General features: G+C 72.0%; 10 protein-coding genes. 3 read left to right on the plus strand and 7 right to left on the minus strand.

Annotated features, from left to right (window positions below; all coding sequences use genetic code 11):
• Positions 1–159 precede the first annotated feature (159 nt).
• Positions 160–1605: a family 43 glycosylhydrolase gene (locus AB0G04_RS12325; protein ID WP_360980950.1), complete on the plus strand. Its 1446-nt coding sequence runs from the start codon at positions 160–162 to the stop codon at positions 1603–1605.
• A gap of 29 nt (positions 1606–1634) precedes the next feature.
• On the opposite strand, the gene AB0G04_RS12330 is transcribed toward AB0G04_RS12325, so the two are convergent.
• From AB0G04_RS12330 to AB0G04_RS12350, 5 genes are all read right to left on the minus strand, one after another.
• A complete protein-coding gene (locus AB0G04_RS12330; RefSeq protein ID WP_360980953.1) occupies positions 1635–2978 on the minus strand; it encodes a M1 family metallopeptidase in 1344 nt (447 codons plus the stop codon).
• Positions 2975–6877: a Pls/PosA family non-ribosomal peptide synthetase gene (locus AB0G04_RS12335; RefSeq protein WP_360980956.1), complete on the minus strand. Its 3903-nt coding sequence runs from the start codon at positions 6875–6877 to the stop codon at positions 2975–2977. Before AB0G04_RS12335 ends, AB0G04_RS12330 begins: the two co-directional genes overlap by 4 nt.
• A gap of 183 nt (positions 6878–7060) precedes the next feature.
• Entirely contained in the window at positions 7061–8926 is a 1866-nt protein-coding gene (locus AB0G04_RS12340) for a rhamnogalacturonan lyase (protein ID WP_360980959.1), read from the minus strand.
• Positions 8927–9116: 190 nt separating this feature from the next.
• Positions 9117–9779 (minus strand): response regulator transcription factor, encoded by a 663-nt coding sequence (locus tag AB0G04_RS12345; RefSeq protein WP_360980962.1) that lies wholly within the window; start codon positions 9777–9779, stop codon positions 9117–9119.
• Positions 9776–10927 carry a histidine kinase gene (locus AB0G04_RS12350; protein WP_360980965.1) on the minus strand — a complete coding sequence of 384 codons (1152 nt, stop codon included), beginning with the start codon at positions 10925–10927 and terminating at the stop codon, positions 9776–9778. The genes AB0G04_RS12345 and AB0G04_RS12350 overlap by 4 nt, the downstream gene beginning before the upstream one ends.
• A gap of 124 nt (positions 10928–11051) precedes the next feature.
• Between AB0G04_RS12350 and AB0G04_RS12355 the strand changes: the two genes are divergently transcribed.
• Positions 11052–12080 (plus strand): alpha/beta hydrolase, encoded by a 1029-nt coding sequence (locus AB0G04_RS12355; protein WP_360980968.1) that lies wholly within the window; start codon positions 11052–11054, stop codon positions 12078–12080.
• A gap of 5 nt (positions 12081–12085) precedes the next feature.
• The gene (locus tag AB0G04_RS12360) at positions 12086–13216 is read left to right on the plus strand and encodes an acyltransferase (RefSeq protein ID WP_360980971.1); all 1131 of its coding nucleotides are present in this window, start codon (positions 12086–12088) and stop codon (positions 13214–13216) included.
• A gap of 49 nt (positions 13217–13265) precedes the next feature.
• On the opposite strand, the gene AB0G04_RS12365 is transcribed toward AB0G04_RS12360, so the two are convergent.
• Both AB0G04_RS12365 and AB0G04_RS12370 read right to left on the minus strand, forming a co-directional pair.
• Positions 13266–16415, minus strand: coding sequence for a LamG-like jellyroll fold domain-containing protein (locus AB0G04_RS12365; RefSeq protein WP_360980974.1), 3150 nt, complete (start codon positions 16413–16415; stop codon positions 13266–13268).
• A gap of 409 nt (positions 16416–16824) precedes the next feature.
• Complete coding sequence (locus AB0G04_RS12370) at positions 16825–19782, minus strand: Ig-like domain-containing protein (protein ID WP_360980977.1); 2958 nt, start codon at positions 19780–19782, stop codon at positions 16825–16827.
• Positions 19783–19814 lie beyond the last annotated feature (32 nt).

Genomic DNA, 19814 nt, shown 5'->3' on the forward strand with positions numbered 1-19814 from the left:
CAAGAATGACCGGCATGTTACGAGACATAGACAGAGTTAACAAGACTGTCGATTCCTCGCGAACCGACGATTTCCACGAGGTTTCTTGACGTGCTTCGAATCGGCGTGCATGTTAGCGATCACACCTCGTACCGTCCCCCGCCTGCAAGGAAGTCTCCGATGGGTCTCCCCGCTCGCCTCCGTCGCAAGGTCACGGTCGTGCTGGCCCTGATGGTCGTGCTGCTGGCCGGACTCGCCGCACCGGCGTCCGCCCAGTTCATCTCGATCACCAACCCGGTCATCAAACAGCGCGCCGACACCGCGATCTTCAAGCACACCGACGGCTACTACTACATGACCGCGTCAGTGCCCGACTACAAGCGCGTCGAGCTGCGCCGCGCGACCACACTGCAGGGACTCGGCAGCGCCGCGACGTCCAACGCGTTCGTGGCGCCGTCCAGCGGCGCGCTCAGCGGCTGGATCTGGGCGCCGGACATCCAGTACATCGACGGTGCCTGGTACATGTACTTCTCCGCCTCCCCGAACACCGCGCGTTTCGACCAGCGGCTGTACTGGATCCGCAACACCAGCGCCAACCCGATGACCGGCACCTGGAGCGCGCCCCAGCGGTTCAACACCGGCTGGGAGTCGTTCCAGCTCGACCCGGCGGTCTTCGTCAACAAGGGCGTCCGCTACTTCGCCTGGGCGCAGGACAGCCCGTCGACGAACTTCAACAGCCACATGTACATCGCCCGGATGAGCGGCCCGACCGCGATCACCGGCAGCGCCGTGGAGATCGCCCGGCCGACCGTGGCCTGGGAGAAGGAGGGCGTGGCCGGCGTCGTCGAAGGCCCGTCACCGCTGGTCCGGAACGGCCGGGTGTACATCGCCTACTCGGCCTCGGCCACCGACTCCCGCTACAAGCTGGGGCTGCTGTCCTCCTGGGACACCGCGGACCTGCTCAACCCCGCGTCCTGGTACAAGCATCCGAACCCGGTGTTCCAGACCGCGAACGGCGTGTACGGCCCCGGTCACGGCAGCTTCACGGTCGCCGAGGACGGCGTCACGGACATGCTGGTCTACCACGCCCGCGACTACGCCACGCCGACCCCGGACGCGCTGACCGACCCCAACCGGCACACCCGCGTTCAGCAGCTGCTGTGGCGGGAGAACGGTGACCCGTTCTTCGGCCAGCCGATCCCGAGCACCGTCGTCAACCCCGGCATCCGCGGCCAGCACAGCAACCGGTGCGTCGACAACTGGAACCGGGACACCACGCCCGGCGCCCTGGTCCGCCTCTACGACTGCAACGGCGGCACGGCGCAGCAGTTCGAGTGGAACTACCGCAACGGCACCCATTACGAGATCCGCAACCGCAACACCGGCACCTGCCTGACCAACGTGACCGGCAGCACCGGGTCGAACGCCGACGTCGGCCTCACCGGCTGCAACGGCTCCACCGCTCAGCAGTGGATCGTCCAGGACCGGGGCAACGGCTGGTTCTCGCTGCGCAACGTGGCCGGCAACTCATGCCTGGACAACTACAACTGGGACGCCGCCAACGGCGCCCGCCTGTCCCTCTACCCCTGCAACGGCCTGGCCGCGCAGCTCTGGCGGGTGGGCTGACCCGGTAGAAACCGGCCCTGCCGCCGCTGTCAGATCCTCGGCAGCGGCGGCAGGGCCGGACGGTCCAGCCACGCCGTGAACAGCTCGTCCAGCGAACTGGGCGCGAACCGCGCGGCGTGCTGCCGGAACTGAGCCGTCGTCACCGTGCGATGCCGGTTCTCAGCGGCCCACGAGCGCAGGAACGCGAAGAACGCCCGCTCCCCCAGCGCCGCGCGCAGAGCGTGCAGCGTCAGCGCGCCACGCTTGTAGACGAGCGGGTCGAACATCCGGTTCACCCCCGGGTCGGCGACCGTGAGGTCCGCCGGCTGCGCCGCGAGCCGGGCGTGCCACTGGGCGGCGTGCGCGTTCGTCGACGGTCCGCCGGAAGCGCCGGACCACAACCATTCGGCGTACGTGGCGAAGCCCTCGTTGAGCCAGATCTGCCGCCAGTCGGCGACCGTGAGACTGTTGCCGAACCACTGGTGGGCCAGCTCGTGCACGACCAGTCGCTCGTGGGTGCGCCGGCCGTCCAGGTGGTTGCGCCCGAAGACGGCCATCCCCTGCGCCTCGACCGGGTCGTCCAGGTCGTCGTCGACGATCACCACGACGTACTCCCGGAACGGGTACGGCCCGAACAGCCACTCCAGCACCGTCATGATCTCGCCGTGCCGCCCGAGGTCGTGCCGCAGCGCCGTGCGCAGCCGGGCCGGCACGGCGGCCCGCTGGGTGACCCCGCCGGTGGCCAGCTCGACCAGGTCGTAGCGACCGATCTGCACACTCATCAGGTACGGCGAGGTGGGCTCGTTGCGCTCGTACACCCAGGTGATCGTGCCCGGCCCGCGGCGCCGCACCACCAGGTCGCCGGTGACCAGCACGGTGTACGGCGCGGCGACGGTCAGCGTCACCAGGAAGCTCGCCTTGTCGTCGGGCCGGTCGTTGCACGGGAACCAGGACGGCGCCCCGTTGGGCTGGCTCGCCACGAGCACACCGTCGGTCAGTTCGTCCCAGCCGATGTCGCCCCACCGTCCGGAGACCGGCGCGGGCTTGCCGCCGTACCGAATCTCGATCTTGAAAGCGGAGCCGTAACCGATCGGCCGCTCCGGCTTGATCCGCAGCTTGCCCAGCCGGTGTTCGAACCGCGCCGCGCGACCGTCCACCCGGACGTCGCGGACCCGGAGCCGGGGTGCTAGGTCGAGGCTGAACCGGGACAGCGAGTGGACGGCCCGACCGGTGATCACCGCCTTGCCGGCGAGCCGGTTCGACACCACCCGGTAGTCCAGGTCGAGATCGTAGTGGAGCACCCGGTAGCCACCGTTGCCGTGCTCGGGCAGGTACGGATCGGTCGACCGGTCGGCGCCGGGTGCGGGACCGACCGGCCCGCCCACCGGGCTCATGCCCGGCGGGAGGCGGTCACCGGCCAGGTCGCGATCGGGTTGCCGAGCCAGCGGGTGTCGGCGGGCACGGCGTCGCCGCGGGTGACCAGCGAGCCGGGTCCCACGGTGGTCCGCGCGCCGATGCCGGCTCCGGGCAGCACGATCCCGTGCGGGCCGAGCGTGGCGCCCGCGCCCAGGGTGACCTCATCCATGCTCATGATCCGATCATGGAACAGGTGGGTCTGCACGACACACCCCCGGTTCACGGTCGCGCCGGCACCCAGCCGGACCAGATCGAACTCCGGCAGCCAGAGCGTCTCCAGCCACACCCCACGACCGATCCTCGCCCCGAGCGTACGCAGCCACATGGTGAGCAGGGGCGTCCCGGTCGCGATCCGGAACAGCCACGGCGCGGCCAGCACCTCGACGAACGTGTCGGCGAGCTCGTTACGCCAGACGAACGACGTCCACAACGCCCGCTCGGTGACCCGGAACCGGCCGACCAACAGCCACTTCGCGGCGGTCGCGGTCAGCGCCGCGACGATGGCGGCGGTGAGCAGCACCGGCCCCGCGGCGAGCACGGCCACCACGCCGCCCGCGGTACGCCAGATCAGCCCGAGAGCGGTGAGGACCAGGAGCGCCAGCCCCCCGGCGCAGACGACCGGGACCACGCGGCACAGTTCGATCACGGCCCGGGCCACCTTGAGCCGCAGCGGAGGGTCGAAGGTCCGGCCGGTGTCGGCCGTACCAACGACGCGGCGCAGCGGCATCGGCGGGGCACCCAGCCACGACGAGCCCTTCTTGGCCTTGCGTGGCGCCGACGACAGCACCCCGACGAGGCCACGCTTCGGCACCGACCGGCCGGGCGCCGCCATCCCGGAGTTGCCGAGGAACGCCTGCTTGCCGATCCGGGCCGGAGCGACGCGCAGCCAGCCGTGGCTGAGCTCGTACGTGGCGACCATCGTGTCGTCGGCCAGGAACGCCCCGTCGTCGACGGTCGTCATCGACGGCACGGCGAGCACCGTCGAGATCTCCGTGCCGCGGCCCACCTTCGCGCCGAGCAGCCGCAACCAGACCGGTGTGAACAGGCTCGAGTAGATCGGGAACAGCGCGACCCGAGCCATCCCCATCAGGTGCTCGGTGGTCCACACCTGCCAGGCGACCCGCCCCTGGACCGGGTGGAACCCCTCCCGCAGCCCGATGCCGAGCAGGCGCACGGCGACCAGCACGACCAGGGCGTAACCGGCGAGGTAGGCGACGGACGCGACCGGGACCGCGAACAGCGCGCTGCCGGGCGTGATCCCGTCCGCGAACGCACCGCCCAGCACGGCCAGCGCCGGCAGGGCCGCGACCACCGGCACCAGGGCCAGCGCGAGCGCGGTCAGCCGGTAGGCCGCCACCCAGGACCCGTCACTGAGCCGGGACCGCGCCGGACGCCGGTCCGGCCAGGCGGTAGCACCCTTGCCCGCGGCGGGAACCGCCGGGGAGCCGCCCCAGTGCTGGTTCGCCGGTACCGCCCCGGTCACGGTGGAACCGGCGGCGATCTCCGCGCCCTTGCCGACCCGGGCACCGGGCATCAGCGTGCTCCGGGCGCCGACCCGGCCGCCGGCTCCGACCCGTACCGTGCCGACCCGCACCACGTCACCGTCCACCCAGTGGCCGGAGAGGTCCACCTCGGGCTCGATGGCCGCACCACGGCCGAGTCTCAGCAGCCCGGTGACCGGTGGCGCGGAGTGCAGGTCGACGTTGCGGCCGAGTCGCGCGCCGAGCAGTTTCGCGTACGTGATCATCCAGCCCGCCCCGGCCACCCCGGTGGCGCCGGTCAGCTCCGCGAACCGTTCGGCCGCCCACAACCGCAGGTGCACCGCGCCGCCGCGCGGATACGTCCCGGGACCGACACCGCGCAGCAGCAGGCGGGCCGCGCCCGCCGCCAGGACGATCCGTCCCGGCGGGCTGAACAGCGCGAGACCCGCCGCCGCGAGCCACCACCAGGAGACCGCCGGCAGCAGTCCGGTGACGTTGCCCGCCGCGGCCAGGACGGTGAGCCAGCGGAGCCCCACCAGCGCCAGCATCGGCAGGATCAGCAGGGCCTGGAGGAACCCGGTGCGCCGGGGCGTGGGCCGCACCTCACGGCGTACCGCGGTCTCGGTGCCCAGCCCTTCGATCACCGCCGCCATCTGCGACAGCCTCGGGTTCTGGTAGACGTCGGCCACCGACACCCGCGGGTGCTCCCGCCGGATCCAGGCCACCAGCTGAGCCGCGTTCAGGCTGCTGCCGCCGCTGCTGAAGAAGTCCGCCCCCGGCTCGGCCGGCCGGATCCCGAGGATCTGCTCCCAGCCGCCGGCCAGCCACTCCTGCGCCGCGGTAAGCTCCCCGTCCGCGGTGTCCCCGCCGGCGGTCAGCGGCCAGGGCAGTGCCGCCCGGTCCACCTTTCCGGACGTACGGGTCGGCAGCGCGTCCACCACGGCCAGCAGCGGGACGAGCGCGGCCGGCAGCTGCTCGCGGATCCGCCGGGAGGCGGCCTCGACGTCGAACCCGGCACCCTCGTGCGGCACCAGGTAGCCGACCAGGAGCTGGTTGCCGGCGGTGGTCCGCTTGACCGCGGCGGCCGCGCCCGCGACCCCGGGCAACGCCTGCAGGGCGGCGTCCACCTCACCCAGCTCGATCCGGCGGCCGCCCAGTTTCACCTGCTCGTCGCCGCGGCCCAGGAACAGCAGGCCCTCGGGTTCGGCGCGCACGATGTCACCGCTGCGGTACGCCCGCGCCCAGTCGAGGGCGGGAAGCGGCGCGAACTTCTCGGCGTCCTTGGCGGCGTCGAGGTAGCGCGCCAGGCCGGCACCGCCGATCACCAGCTCACCGGTCTGCCCCATCGCGACCGGCTCGCCGGACTCGTCGACGACGGCGAGTTCCCAGCCGTCCAGGGGCAGCCCGATCCGCACCGGCCCCTCGCCGGTCATCCGGGCGGCACACGCCACGACGGTGGCCTCGGTCGGGCCGTACGTGTTCCACAGCTCGCGCCCCTCGACGGCCAGCCGCTCGGCCAGCTCGGGCGGGCACGCCTCGCCACCGAAGATGAGCAACCGGACGTCCTCGAGCGCCTCGGCCGGCCACAACGCGGCGAGCGTAGGCACCGTGGACACCACCGTGATGCGCTGCTCGGCGAGCCACGGGCCCAGGTCGACGCCGCTGCGGACCAGTGACCGCGCGGCCGGCACCAGGCAGGCACCGTGCCGCCAGGCCAGCCACATCTCCTCGCAAGAGGCGTCGAACGCGACCGACAGGCCGGCCAGGACACGATCGTCCTGGCCGAGCGGTTCGACGTCGTCGTCGGTGAGGAACAGCTGCGCCTCGGCGTCCACGAACGCCGCCGCGGCACCGTGCGGAACGGCCACGCCCTTCGGGGTGCCGGTGGATCCGGACGTGAAGATGATCCAGGCGTCGTCGGCCGGGCCGGGCCGTCCGGGCCGTCCCACCGGGGCGCGGCGGGGCGACACGGTGAGGCCGTCACCGAGGACGGCACAGACGTCCGCCTCGGCGAAGACCAGTTCGGCCCGCTCGTCCGGATCGTCGGCGTCGACCGGCACGTACGCCGCGCCCGCCGCCAGCACGCCGAGGATCGCGAGGTAGAGCTCGGCCGTACCGGAGGAGATCCGGATGCCGACCCGGTCGCCGACGCCGATGCCGTGCCCGCGCAAGGTCGCCCGCAGCGCCTCCACCTCGCCGGCCAGTTCCCGGTAGGTGAGCGTGGTGGCGCCGGCGTCGATCGCCGGGGATCCGCCATGGGCCAGCACCGTGGCGTCGAGGATGTCGACCAGGGTGCGGCGCAGCGGGACGGAGCGGGACCGGAACACCGCCGGTGCCTCGGGCGCCAGAACTGTCTCGGGAAGGTCGATCAATCGCGGATCGAACGTGACGGTCACTGAGCGCGCTCCATCTCCACCTGTGCTTCGGCTGCCGGACGGCACGGGTATCCGGGCCGTCCGGGCCAGCACTCGAAACTACGGGTGGTAGATGAACAATGACGGCTGAATGTCGGATCCGTGTCGACTGACACACCTGTTCGGTGGGGCGGCGGCACCAGCCGCCGCCCCGGGGTCGTCCGTTCAGCCGATGGCGAAGCTCGGGTGCGGCGGCTGGTTGTATGCGGTGTTCTGCCAGGCCACCGCCTCCCGGTACTGGCGGTCCTGCATCAGCGAGGGCCGCGAGATGCTGGTCGGGTCGGTGGTCGAGTAGATCCGCAGCGCGGTGTTGTTCGTGGTCGGCCAGATGACCTCCTCACGCCAGTCGCCGAGGATGTCGGCCTGCAGGGACGGTGTGGCCTTGGTGCCGTTGTTGGAGTGCACGCCGCTGGCGGTCAGCAGCCGGGTGTCGCCGCCGGTGCCGTACTTGTCGATCCGGGTCTGGTCCAGCAGTTCGCGCTGGGCGTCGCCGTCCCACCAGATGACGAAGTTCGACGACGACGGCTTACGGCCGATATTCGCGCCGCCGGTGTTGCGCAGGCCGTCGACGGACGAGGACCACGACTCGGCGCCGGGGCTGCCGGCCCAGATGTCGGCCGAGACGCCGCGGCCGTTGTCGCAGCCGCACGACGGAGCGGACCAGATCAGCGAGCCGGTACGCGCGTCGGCCATCCACATGGTGGGCTTGGACCCGTCCTCGGAGACCTTGAAGACCTCCTGCCCGGCACGGCTGGGGATCAGGTCGCTGACGTGGTAGGCGTCGCCGTGGCCGCGGCCCGTGGTCCACAGCCCGGAGCCGTTGTCGTCGACGGCCATCGCGCCGTACATGATCTCGTCCCGGCCGTCGGCGTCGACGTCGGCGATCGACAACTGGTGGTTGCCCTGCCCGGCCCAGGCCGAGCCGTTGGTGGAGGAGCTGCTGTCGAAGGTCCACCTGCGGGTCAGGGTGCCGTTGCGGAAGTCCCAGGCCGCGATCACGCTGCGGGTGTAGTAGCCACGGGCCATGATGATGCTCGGGTACGACCCGTTGAGGTACGCGGTCCCGGCCAGGAACCGGTCGACGCGGTTGCCGTACGAGTCGCCCCACGACGAGACGGTGCCGCGGGCCGGCACGTAGCTGGCGGTGGCCATGGCGCGGCCGGTCTGCCCGTTGAAGACGGTCAGGAACTCGGGGCCGGTGAGGATGTAGCCGGAGGAGTTGCGGTGGTCGGCGCTGGAGCTGCCGATCACCACGCCGCCGCCGTCCCGCGTACCGTCGGCGGTCTTCATGGCCACCTCGGCCCGGCCGTCGCCGTCGTAGTCGAAGACCTGGAACTGGGTGTAGTGGGCGCCGGCCCGGATGTTGCGGCCCAGGTCGATGCGCCACAGCCGGGTGCCGTTGAGTTTGTACGCGTCGATGAAGACGTTGCCGGTGTAGCCGGACTGCGAGTTGTCCTTGGCGTTCGACGGGTCCCACTTGAGGACGATCTCGTACTGGCCGTCACCGTCGAGGTCACCGACCGACGCGTCGTTGGCGGCGTAGGTGTAGTTCACCCCGTCCGGGGTGGTGCCGCCGGCCGGGATCTGGATCGGCACGTCCTGGTAGGCCGCGAGCAGGCCCACCGTGGGTTCCCCGGCCGCGAGGGTGGCCACCTCGGCACCGGCGACGACCGGCCGCACGGTGTAGGCGGCGCCGGCGGGGGCTCCGGTGTCGGTGAAGTTCGTACCGGCGGTGATCGGGGTGTTGTTGACCTTGACCGAGCCGCGGTAGACGTTGAACGCCACCCCGGCCGGGTCGGAGGCGAGCAGCCGCCAGGACAGGAAGTTGCCCTGCTTCGAGCGCAGGCTGATCAGACCACGATCAAGATTCTCGGTCGTACGGGCGGACGGTGCGGCCGCCGGCGGCGGGGCCGGGGCGTCCGTGCCGGCGTCGGCGGCGGTGACACCGGCCAGCAGCAGCACGGCGGTGGCCGCGGTCGCGACGACGGGGAGGGCTCTTCGCCCGCGGGAGGGCATGGCAGAGAAATACATGGGGATCCCAACGTGTGCAGGAACGGGGACACACGGACCGCGCTCGGGGAAAGCGCGGTTGAAACGAGCCTCGGGGTGGCTCGCGGCCGCGACGTCGCGGCCAGCTCCTGAGTATGTGAACGATTCAATGCGGGTGTCAAGCGACGTTCATCGATTGGAATCGCCCTCCCGTGGCCCCTCGCCGGTACGGTCACCGCGGTGGGACGACCAGGCCCCGCTCGTAGGCGATGATCACCAGGTGCACCCGGTCGCGGGCGTCGAGCTTGGTGAACAGCCGGGCCACGTGGGCCTTCGCGGTGGCCGGGCTGATGTGCAGATCCTCGGCGATCTCGGCGTTCGACCGGCCGCGGCCGACGAGCGTCAGCACCTCACGTTCCCGCTCGGTGATCTGCTCGTCCGCCCTCCGGCGGGCGGACGCCGGAGCCGGAGCGTCGCCGGTGAAGTGCTGGATCAGGCGGCGGGTGATGCTCGGGGCGATCAGCGCGTCCCCGGCGGCGACGACTCTGACGGCGCCCAGGATGTCCTCGAGGGCCATGTCCTTGACCAGGAAGCCGCTGGCCCCGGCGCGCAGGGCCGCGTACACGTACTCGTCGTCGTCGAACGTGGTGAGCACCAGAACCCGGACCGGACCGGATCCGGCCACGACGTGCCCGGTCGCCTCGATGCCGTCCATCACCGGCATCCGGATGTCCATGACCACCACGTCCGGCTGCAGCTCGCGGGCCAGCCGGACCGCCTCGGCGCCGTTGGCGGCCTCACCGACCACCTCGATGTCGTCGGCGTCGTTGATGAGCACCCGCAGCCCGCTGCGGATCAGCGGCTGGTCGTCGGCAAGCACCACCCGGATGCTCATCGCGTGCCGCCGGGCAGCGGGATGCGCGCGGTGACCAGGAAGCCGCCGTCCGGCCGCGGGCCGGCCGTGAACTCGCCGCCGAGCAGGCTGACCCGTTCCCGCATGCCGGTCAGGCCGTTGCCGCCGCCGGTGCCCGGACCGTTCCCCGCACCGGTGCCGTCGTCGGCAACCTCGATGGCGAGGGTGTCGCCGTCCCGGCGGATACCGACGTCGCAGTGGCCCGCCCCGGCGTGCCGGATCACGTTGGTGACCGCCTCCTGGACGATCCGGAACGCGGACAGGTCGATGTCCGGCGGCAGCGGCGCCGGCTCGCCCTCGCGCCGTACGCGTACCTCCACACCGGCCTGCGCGCTGCGGACGACCAGGCCGTCGAGGTCGGCCAGGCCCGGTGCGGGGTCACGCGGGGCCGGTCCGGCCGCTGTGTCGGTACGCCGCAGCGTGCCCAGCATCCGGCGCAGCGCCGCCGCGGTGTCCCGGCTGGTGTCCTCGATGTTGGCGAGCGCGGTACGGGCCTCCGCCGGCTGGGTGTCGATGACCCGGCGCCCCACCCCGGCCTGCACGGCGATCACGGCGATGCTGTGCGCGACCATGTCGTGCAGTTCGCGGGCGATCCGCAGCCGCTCGGCCTCCACGGCCCGGGCCTCGGCCTGTTCCACCTTTTCGGCGGCGTGCCGGCGGCGCTGCCGGACCGAGTCACCGATGACCCAGGCGGTGACGACACCCAGCAGCACGACGACGGTCGTGGCCGGCACGTCGTCGAATTCCCCGACGATGACGGCCATCGTCCCTTCGACACCCGCGGCGAGAGCGGCCGCCGGGATGGACGTCCGCCGCGGCCGGGTGGCCGCGACCTGACCCACCACCACGTCGGACACGACGACCAGGATCACCACCAGGGTGCGGCCGTAGATCCCGTCGAAGACGACGAGCAGCACGGCGCTCACACCGGCCAGTACGACGAGGAGCGCCGCGACGGGATTGCGGCGGACCAGCCCCAGCGGCAGCAGCAGGGACAGGCCGACCGCGGGCACCACGAGAAGGTCTCCCGGGTAGCCGGGCAAATGGGTGGCGAGGAACAGGGCGAACGGGAACAGGAGCGCGAAGCCCCAGGCCAGCGCACCACCCGTCCGTTTCTGGGCGGTAGGCATGGCGCCGATCGTAACGACGCCGAGATCGCCCGGCATCGGCTCACGGGCGTAAGCCCGGGGGCCTACGCCGTTGCCCTCCACGGGCCGATGTGTCCGGTACGGGTGTCCCGGCACCGTCGTCACCATGATGCTGATCAAACGGTTCCGGGCAGCGCTGGCGATCCTCGCGGTGATCGTGGCGCCGTCGACGGGTTCGGTGCTGGCCGCGCCCGTCACGCTTCCGGACCTGTCACCGGTGGGCGCCGCCGGTTGGCGGGCCGACCCACGTGATCCGCCGGAGCCGCGGACCGCCGATCCGCGGACGGTCCGCGACTGGTTCGCCTCCGTCCCGGCGGCCGGGCGGCACGAGCTGGCCGCCGAGTATCCCGGGGTGGTCGGCAATCTGGACGGCGCACCGATCACTCTGCGGTACGAGGCGAACCGCCGCTCGATGCTCGCGGCCGGCATCGATCGCCCGGACGGCAACTTCCTGCTGTTCGACCCGCGCGGCCGGGGCCGGGTCGCCCAGGTGTTCGGCGATCTGCCGACGGCCCGGCGCGTCGCGGTCCTGGTGCCCGGCATGACGAACCGGCTGTGGAACTTCTGGCGCGGCGTGGGCGGGCATCCGCACCGGTCCCCGGCGGTGCAGGCCGCCGGCCTGTGGCGGGCCGGCGCGGGTTCCGGCGGCGCGGTGATCGCCTGGCTCGGCTACGACACGCCGCAGGGCTTCGACGAGGCCGGCCGGGCCACCCTGGCCCGGGCCGGGGCGAAGCAGCTGGCCCGGTTCGTGGACGGCCTGGCCGCGCTGCGCCCGGAGGCAACGATCGCCCTGCTCGGGCACAGTTACGGGTCAACGGTGATCGGGTACGCCGCGGACCGGCTCCCGCCCCAGGTGACCGACATCGCCGTGTTCGGCAGTCCCGGCATGGGAGTGGACACCGTCGTCGGCCTGGGAACCGGCGCGCGGGTCTGGGCCGGGGAGAGTTCCGGCGACTGGGTACGGTGGGCGCCGCCCGTGCGGGTGCTGGGCGTGGGTCACGGCCCCCGGCCGGTCGGCGCGGAATTCGGCGCGCGCCGGTTCGCCACCTCGGACGTCCACGATCACGATCACTATCTGACGCCCGGCACCGATTCGCTGGCGGCGCTGGCGGGTATCGCCGGGGATCTATCGTGAGTCTGATGACGCGACTGGAGACCGGCACCCCGGCGCAACGGGACCGGACGATCGACGCGCTGCGGGCCTTCGCGATCGTCGGCGTGGTCCTGGGGCACTGGCTGGTGTCGGCGGTGGTGAGCGATCCGGCCCGGCCGGTGGCGTGGCACGGCGCCAGCCCGCTGCGGGACGCGCCGGCGCTGATCCCGGTGACGTGGGTGCTGCAGACGCTGGGACTGTTCTTCTTCGCCGGCGGTTACGCGGCTGCCCGGGGAGGCCGCCGGGGCGGTTCGCGGTCCACTCCGGCCGCCCGCTTCGCCCGCCTGCTCCGCCCGGTCGCGGTGCTCGCCGCGGTGTGGCTGCCGGCATACCTGCTGCTGCGGGTGACCGGCGCGCCGGACAACACGTTGCACGTGGTGTCGTCGCTGCTCGTACATCCGATGTGGTTCCTGGTCGTCTACCTGGTGCTGACCGTGTGTGCTCCCGTGTTGCGGGCCGCGGTCGCCCGGTACGGCCTGTGGTCGCTGCTGCCGTTCGTCACGCTGGTCGCGGTCTGTGACGTGTGCCGGCACCTGGAGGTCGCCTCGTGGCTGCACCCGGTGGCCACGGTGGGCGGCTGGGCCGCGCCCTACCTGCTGGGCATCGCCCTGGCCGCCGGGGTCCTCCCCCGCCGGGCCGGGCTCGTCCTGGCGGCGGCGGGCGTGGCCGCCGGGGCGGCGCTGGTGCTGGTGGCCGGCTATCCGGCGAGCGCGGTCGGTGTGCCCGGTGACGGCTGGTCGAACCTCAACCCGCCGTCGTTGTTCGCGCTGGCCCTGGCGTCGGCGCAGCTGGGCGTGTTCCTGCTGGTCCGGGATCGGCTCGCGGTCCGGCTGCGGCGACCAGCCGTGTGGGCGCCGGTCGCCCTGCTGAACCGGGTCGCGATGACCGTGTTCTGCTGGCATCAGAGTGCCCTGTTGCTGGTCGCCTTCGCCGGGCTGCTCGCGGGCCGGCTGCCCGGCCTGCTGGACGAGCCGGTCGGGGCGTGGCCGCTGTACCGGTTGCTGTGGCTGCCGGTCTTCGCGCTCACCCTGGCCGGGCTCTGCTCGATGTTCCGCCGCTGGGAGCGCCCGGCCGCGTCGGCGGCGGCAGAACCGCCGGCCGTACCCGCGAAACCTTGAGAGTGCCCGGCAGGACGCCTCGGGTACGGCCGGCGGACTGACCTGGGCCTCAGTCGGCTTCGGCGGCGTGGAGCGCGGCGACCTCCTCGTCGGTCAGGGAGCGGCCGAAGGCGTGCACCTGGTCGACCGAGCCGGACCAGAAGTCGACCCGGTTGCCGGCGTACTTGGCCCGGCCCACCGACAGCGGCCCGGTGCTGACCACGTCCGGCCCGGCCGCGGCGGTGGCGACCCGCTGCCCGTCGAGGTACAACCGGATCTCGCCGGTGGCGTGGTCCCGGACTCCGGCCAGGTGGTACCAGCGGTTCAGCTCCGGCGTGGTGACCAGCCGGGCGCGGTTGCCGCCGGGCGTGCTGAACGCGAAGGCGCCCTGGCCGTACTGGAGGTAGAAGGGATTCTCGGTGCGGCGGCCGTCCTGGCTGACCGCGGTGGCGTAGTTGCCGGGCAGCCGGTCGAGCGTCACCCAGGCCGCGATCGTGTAGTCCTTCGTGGTGTCCAGAACCGGTGCGGCCGTGTCGGCGTGGTCACCGTCGCCGTCGAACTTCAGCGCCGACCCGCTCTCGCCGGGCGTCCACGAGGTGTCGCCGGTCAGGGTGAGGTGGCTGTCGCCGCCGCTGTCACGGGCGGTCGTGCCGCTGCCCTCGTCCAGGTTCCAGTCGCCGTGGCCGGGGTACGTCCGGGCCTGCCCCGACGCTGCTCCGGCCGCGATGACGCGCGCGTTCACCGACCGTACCGCCGCGGGGTCGACCTTGATCTCCCGGCGGTCGTAGGTCCAGAGGCCGTTGAGTTCGGTCTCCAGGTCGGTGATCTGCGTGTAGACCGAACCGGACAGCTCGGCGCCGGCGGCCTCCAGGTAGAACCGCTCGGTGTTGTCGACGTACTTGGCGGTCAGGGCCGCCTTGTCGGCGACGCCGCTGTAGATGACGGCCGGCGGGCCGGGCCACATGTGCCCGGGTGTGCGCAGGGTGAAGCCGCCGTGCTCGCCGTCCATCGCGATGCGGGTGGCGTCCGGCCAGGGCGGGTCGTTGTTGACGTAGTCGTGGTGGTCGATCACGTCACCCTTGCCGGCGTCGCCCTTGGAGTTGCAGCAGTTCACGCCGCTGTGCGCGTTGAGGATCCGGGACGGGTCGGCCGCCTTCATCCGCTCGGCGATCCGGCCGGTCTCCTCCCGGTTCCACTCGCCCCAGCCCTCGTTGAACACGATCCAGCCGATGATCGACGGGAAGTTGTGCAGCTGCCGCATCATCTCGCGGCCCTGGCTCAGGAACGCCTCCTGGCCGGCCGTGTCGTTGATGTCGGCCGACACGAAGTCCTGCCAGACCAGCAGGCCCAGTTCGTCGGCGTGCCGGTACCAGCGGGCCGACTCGACCTTGATGTGCTTGCGGACCGCGTTGAAGCCGAGTTTCTTGGTCTCCACCAGGTCGAAGCGCAACGCCGCGTCACTGGGCTGGGTGTACAGGCCGTCCGGCCAGAAACCCTGGTCGAGCGTGGCGAGGGAGAAGATCGGTTTGCCGTTCAACACCAGTTTCGGAAAACCACCGACATTCCGTACGGCTACGTCGCGCAGCCCGAAGTAGCCGCGGACGGAGTCGCGACCCAGCTTCACGTCGAGGTCGTACAGGTAGGGGTCGTCGGGGCTCCACAGCCGTGGTCTGTCGATCTTGATCTGGACGTCGGTGTTGGCTCTGGCGGACGCGTTGCCGACCACCTTGCCCTGTCTGTCCCGGGCGACGATGGCCACTGCGGTATCGGCCGCGGAACCCACTCGCACGGTGACCGATCCGGTCGCCACGTCGGGGGTGACGACGAGGTCGTCGACCGCGACCGGCGCCACCGGTTCCATCCACACCGTCTGCCAGATGCCCGATGACGGTTCGTAGACGATGCCGCCCGGGTTCAGCGACTGCTTGCCCTTCGGCTGGTTCGGCCCGGTCACGTCGGTGACGCCGACGATGATCTCCTGCGGGCCGCGCGGCTTGAGGGCGCCGGTGATGTCGGCGGTGAACGCGTTGTAGCCGCCGGTGTGCGTGGTGACGAGCGTGCCGTTGACCCACACCTGGGCCTCGTAGTCGACCGCGCCGAAGTTGAGCTTGATCCGCTTGCCCGTCCAGTTCCCCGGAACGGTGACGAGCCGGCGGTAGAACATGTGGTCCTCGCGCCGCTCGATGCCGGACAGCAGTGACTCGACCGGGAACGGCACGGTGATCCGCTCCGGGAGCCGCCGGCCGAACACGGGCTGCTCCCCGGCCTCGGCACCGGCGAACTCCCACTGTCCGTTGAGGTTCAGCCAGTCCTTGCGGACCAGTTGCGGGCGCGGGTACTCCGGCAGCGGGCGATTGCTGTCGACCCGGTCGCCCCACGGCGTGGTGAGCCGGTGCGCCGAGGCGTTCGCCGCCGAGCGGATGACCTGCGGAACCGTCTCGCCGCCGACGACCAGGCCTCCGGCGCCGTCGTAGTTGACGCGGACCTTCTGGCCCTTCTGCACCTTCTCACCGAGCGTGACGACGATTCTGTCGCGGACCTTCCGGACACTCCGGATCGGGAAAGCGGTGGTGTCGACCTCGACCTTGAGATGGGCGGCCAGATCACCGACCGCGTCGACCTCCGCGTCGAAGTCGGCGGTCAGTGTCCCGCCGTCCACGCCGACGGAGAACGCCACCGGAAAGATCTGAAAGCCGTCCGGCGGGGTGAGAGCGCTCTCTGGCACGATCTGCTTCTCGAGGCCGGCGCCCTGCCAGCGCAGGAACAGGTTCGCGCCGCCGACATCCTGAAACATCTCGATGCGTACGTCATGCGCCTCACCCGCCACCAGCGGGACCGGCGCGCTGACCTGCTCCCGGTCCCAGTCACCGACCCAGTGGTCGATCACCGGGCGCTCGTCGATGAAGAGACGGAACCCGTTGTCGCCGATCATCGAGAACGTGTAGTCGCCGGTCGCCGGTGCGGTGATCCTCCCGGTCCAGCGGGCGGTGGTGTGCTCGGTCCGGCCGGTCAGCGACTCGAACGTGCCGGCCAGGCCGGGCAGATCGATGTTCGGGTCGAGCACGATCCCGCCCAGTTCAGCGAAGTCGCGGGCACCCGGCGCGGACATCCGGAAGTACTCACCCTTGAGCCCCTGCACGGGCGCCGCCGCCAGGACAGGGCCGGCGGGGACGACCAGGGCGGACAGAACGAGCAGGACGGCGAGGAACAGTGGTCTCACCGGCGATCGCGGCATCGATTGTTTCCCTTCGATCAACGACACATTGCAAACACAGTGAACCATTTGCATGTATGAAGTCAACAGAAGAAAACAGCCTCGGACACGTTCCACCAGACCCGCGGGTGATACCGACCATAATCGGCATCCCACGCCGCGGTCGCCGGGCCGCGGCCGGCAGGCGGCGGGCCGCGGGCGGGGACGGCAGGCCGCGCGGGCGGCGGGCGGCAGGCCACGCCAAGCAGGGCGATGGCCGAGGCGGAAGCAACGGCGGCGCTGGGCGAGGGCCGGCGCGGTGGCGACAGCTGCGAGACGGCGTAGGGCGCGTGGCGGCGGCGCAGGGTTACGTCGATGGTGTGCCCGCCGGCCCGGCGTCGGCCCGAAGGTCGGCACCGGGCCGGCGAGCCGCCGTTCACGGGCGGGGTTTGAGCAGGGTGATCCGGTTGGCGCCGAGCTCGGTCACGTACAGGTAGCCGGTGGCGGTGTCCTCGACGACGTCGAGCGGCTGGCTGAAACCGGTGAACCCGGGGATGCCGGTCCGGCGGCCGGACAGGGCGCCGCCGGGTGCCACGTCGAAGGTCTGCAGGTCCTGACTCGCCGAGTACCGTACGTTGATCAGCTTGCCGCGCAGCCGGCCGGCGAAGGCGCCGCCCCGGTATTCGATCACCCCGTTGGCGCTCGCGTGCAGGCCGGCGTCGAACATTCCGGCCAGGTCGAGGTTCGGGTCGGGGGCGGTGCCGTCCGGGTACGCCGGCACCTCGAACGGGTCGATCCCGCCGGTCGGGTCGCCTCCGGCGAGCACCCACTCGCAGCGCAGCGGGTTCGGGTGGCCGTAGTACCGGGCGGCCTTCACGTCGAAGACGTAGTCGGTCTCGGCGGTGGGCACATTGGTCAGCGCGGGCACCGGCGGCCCGGTGTAGCCGCGGCGGGCGCACGGTGCGGGCAGCGTCGCCGGCGTCGCCGGCGTCGCCGGGGTGTTGCCGCCGGCGGCCGAACCGTTCGTCGGGACGTAGAGGTGCCCGTTGCTGTGCCACACCAGGTCGAACGCGTTCCGCACGCCGGTCGCGTGGAGGGTCAAGGGCATTCCGGGGGCGTACGGGTCATAGGTGCCGCCGTCCGCGGTCTTGGCGTTCACCGGCAGCGTGACCGGCAGGCGGGCCGGGTCGAGCCGCAGGATCGCGGCACTCAGCAGCTGGTCGGGGCGGTTGCCCCAGGTGGAGTCGGGGGCGCCCATCGCGTTGTTGGAGCCCTGACTCACGTACAGCGCCCCGTCCGGCCCGAACGCCAGCGAGTTGGTCTCGTGATCCTTCACCGATCGGGGCAGGTTCACCACCACGGCGGTGTAGGTGCCCAGGTCGGGGCCGCTGAGCCGGCCGATCCGCCCGGACCAGTCGGGCACGTTCGACACCCCGGCGTACCGGTAGTTGTCGGTCACCCACAGGATCGGCGCGGCGGCCGTGGAGGCCGGGTCGAACGCCATGCCGATGACGGTACGGTCGGGCTGGCCCGGCAGGTTCGCGGCCGCGGCGTTCACCCGTACCGTATCGATGATCGTCGCGGCTCCCAGAGTGCCGTCCGCGTTGATCGGGAACCGGTGGATCCGGCCGTTGAGCGTAGCGGCGTAGAGGCGCCCGTCGGGCCCCTTGACGACCGAGGTGAACGACGCGCCGGTCGCCACGCCGACGGTCTTGTCGAAGGCGATCCCGTCGGCGGGCGGCTCGCCGTCCCCGGCCGTGGTGAAGACGACCGAGAACGGCAGGAACGCCCGGCCGGTCACGTCCTTCGCGGCCGAGGTGACGGTGAGCCGGTAGGTGACCGTTGCCGCGAGCTCGGCGGCCGGGGAGAAGTTGACGACGTCGCCGCCGCCGCTGGTGAACGCCCGCCCCGGCACGTCCGCCCCGGTGTCGAGGCGGGTGAGCGTCACCGCGGGCGAGGCCAGCGAGGTGCCGTCGACGGCACCGTTCGGCAGCAGCAGGTCCTCGACGACGCTCGCGGTCCGGCTGACCGCGGTGGCGAGGTTGGCCGGCGTGCTGGTCCGTACCGACGGCCGGGCGCCGGCATCCGGCACGCTGACCACGTCGATGTAGTTGAACTTGGTGTTGGTGCCACCCGCCGGGCTGAGTGTCAGCCGCCCGTCGGTGACCGTCACGGTACGGGTCGCGGTGGCGTGCCGGGTCGCGGCGGTCGGCACGAAGGCGGCGATCGCGTTCTGGTTCTCGACGTTGGCCCAGTGCACGCTGTCGACGGCCGTGCCCGAGTCGCCGACGGCCACGGTGACCTGGTAGACGCCGGGTGGGACGACCGCCTCCCAGGCGCCCGGTGTGTGCGAACCGGCCGACGCGGCGGGCAGTTGCGCGTGGATCAGGGTGGCCAGCCGGAGGTCGGCCTGCGCGGCGGCCGGGTTGCGGTTGCGGCCGTTGCCCTCCAGGCTCGCCGGGGTGAGTTCGCCCATGTCGATCCAGCCGTAGCCGCGCGTGCCGGTGAATGCGGCACCGGAGTCGCGGACGTAACCGGCCGGCGGCGTGGTGGCCGCGTCGGAGAAGTTCACCTTCAGGGCGAAGGCGCGCGGTGTGGCGGTCACCGGAGTGCTCCGGCCGCCGTCGGCCGCACGGATCTCGTACGCATAGGTGGTGTCGTTGGCGACCTCGGTGTCCACGTGGGCCGGCTTGGCGGTGGTGGCGATCCGGACGCCGTCGCGATGGATCTCGTACGGGCCGGTGGTGCCGGTCCAGGACAGCACGACCTGACTGTCACCGGGCACCGCGGTGACACCGGCCGGCCCGGTGACCCGGGCGATGTCGACGTGGTTGAGCTTCGTGTTGGTGCCGCCGATCGCGTCGACGGTCAGCCGCCCGTCGGTCACCGGGACGGTCACCGTGGCGGTGCGGAACTCGGCGGTGGCGGTGGGGACGAAGGCGCTGATCGCGGCGACGCCCTCGACCCGCACGGTGTGGCTGCTGTCGTAGGCGGGCCGGTCCCCGGCCGACACGGTCACCTGGTACGTGCCGTCCGGCAGGGCGTACTCCCAGGCTCCCGGCGTGGCCGTGCCCGCGGTTCCGCCGGTGTCGCCGTACTGCAGATGGATCAAGGTGTTGAGCCGCGCCTCGACGCCGGTGCGGGCCCGGTCGCGGGTGTTGGCGGTCAGGTCGAGCGGGACACGGGTGCCGGTCAGGCTGTCCTGGCGTACCCAGCCGTACCCGCGCGTCGCGGTGAAGGCCGCGCCGGTGTCCGCACGATATCCGGCGGGCACCGGCGAGGCCGCCGGCTGGAAGTTGATCCGGTCGACGGTGGTCACGGCGGCCCCGGCGGGTGCGGCCACGGAAAGGGAGAGCATCAAGGGCGCAGCGAACGCGACCAGAAGTCGGCGCATGATTGTCCTCTCGCCACGAATCCCCGGCGGGA

It is taken from the genome of Actinoplanes sp. NPDC023801 (assembly GCF_040639655.1).
GTDB lineage: Bacteria > Actinomycetota > Actinomycetes > Mycobacteriales > Micromonosporaceae > Actinoplanes.

What these genes read in the sequence shown, in the direction of transcription:
- AB0G04_RS12325 (WP_360980950.1), top strand. Translation starts at nt 160, where the DNA reads ATGGGTCTCCCCGCTCGCCTCCGTCGCAAGGTCACGGTCGTGCTGGCC.
- AB0G04_RS12330 (WP_360980953.1), bottom strand. Translation starts at nt 2,978, where the DNA reads ATGAGCCCGGTGGGCGGGCCGGTCGGTCCCGCACCCGGCGCCGACCGG.
- AB0G04_RS12340 (WP_360980959.1), bottom strand. Translation starts at nt 8,926, where the DNA reads ATGTATTTCTCTGCCATGCCCTCCCGCGGGCGAAGAGCCCTCCCCGTC.
- AB0G04_RS12345 (WP_360980962.1), bottom strand. Translation starts at nt 9,779, where the DNA reads ATGAGCATCCGGGTGGTGCTTGCCGACGACCAGCCGCTGATCCGCAGC.
- AB0G04_RS12350 (WP_360980965.1), bottom strand. Translation starts at nt 10,927, where the DNA reads ATGCCTACCGCCCAGAAACGGACGGGTGGTGCGCTGGCCTGGGGCTTC.
- AB0G04_RS12355 (WP_360980968.1), top strand. Translation starts at nt 11,052, where the DNA reads ATGATGCTGATCAAACGGTTCCGGGCAGCGCTGGCGATCCTCGCGGTG.
- AB0G04_RS12360 (WP_360980971.1), top strand. Translation starts at nt 12,086, where the DNA reads ATGACGCGACTGGAGACCGGCACCCCGGCGCAACGGGACCGGACGATC.
- AB0G04_RS12370 (WP_360980977.1), bottom strand. Translation starts at nt 19,782, where the DNA reads ATGCGCCGACTTCTGGTCGCGTTCGCTGCGCCCTTGATGCTCTCCCTT.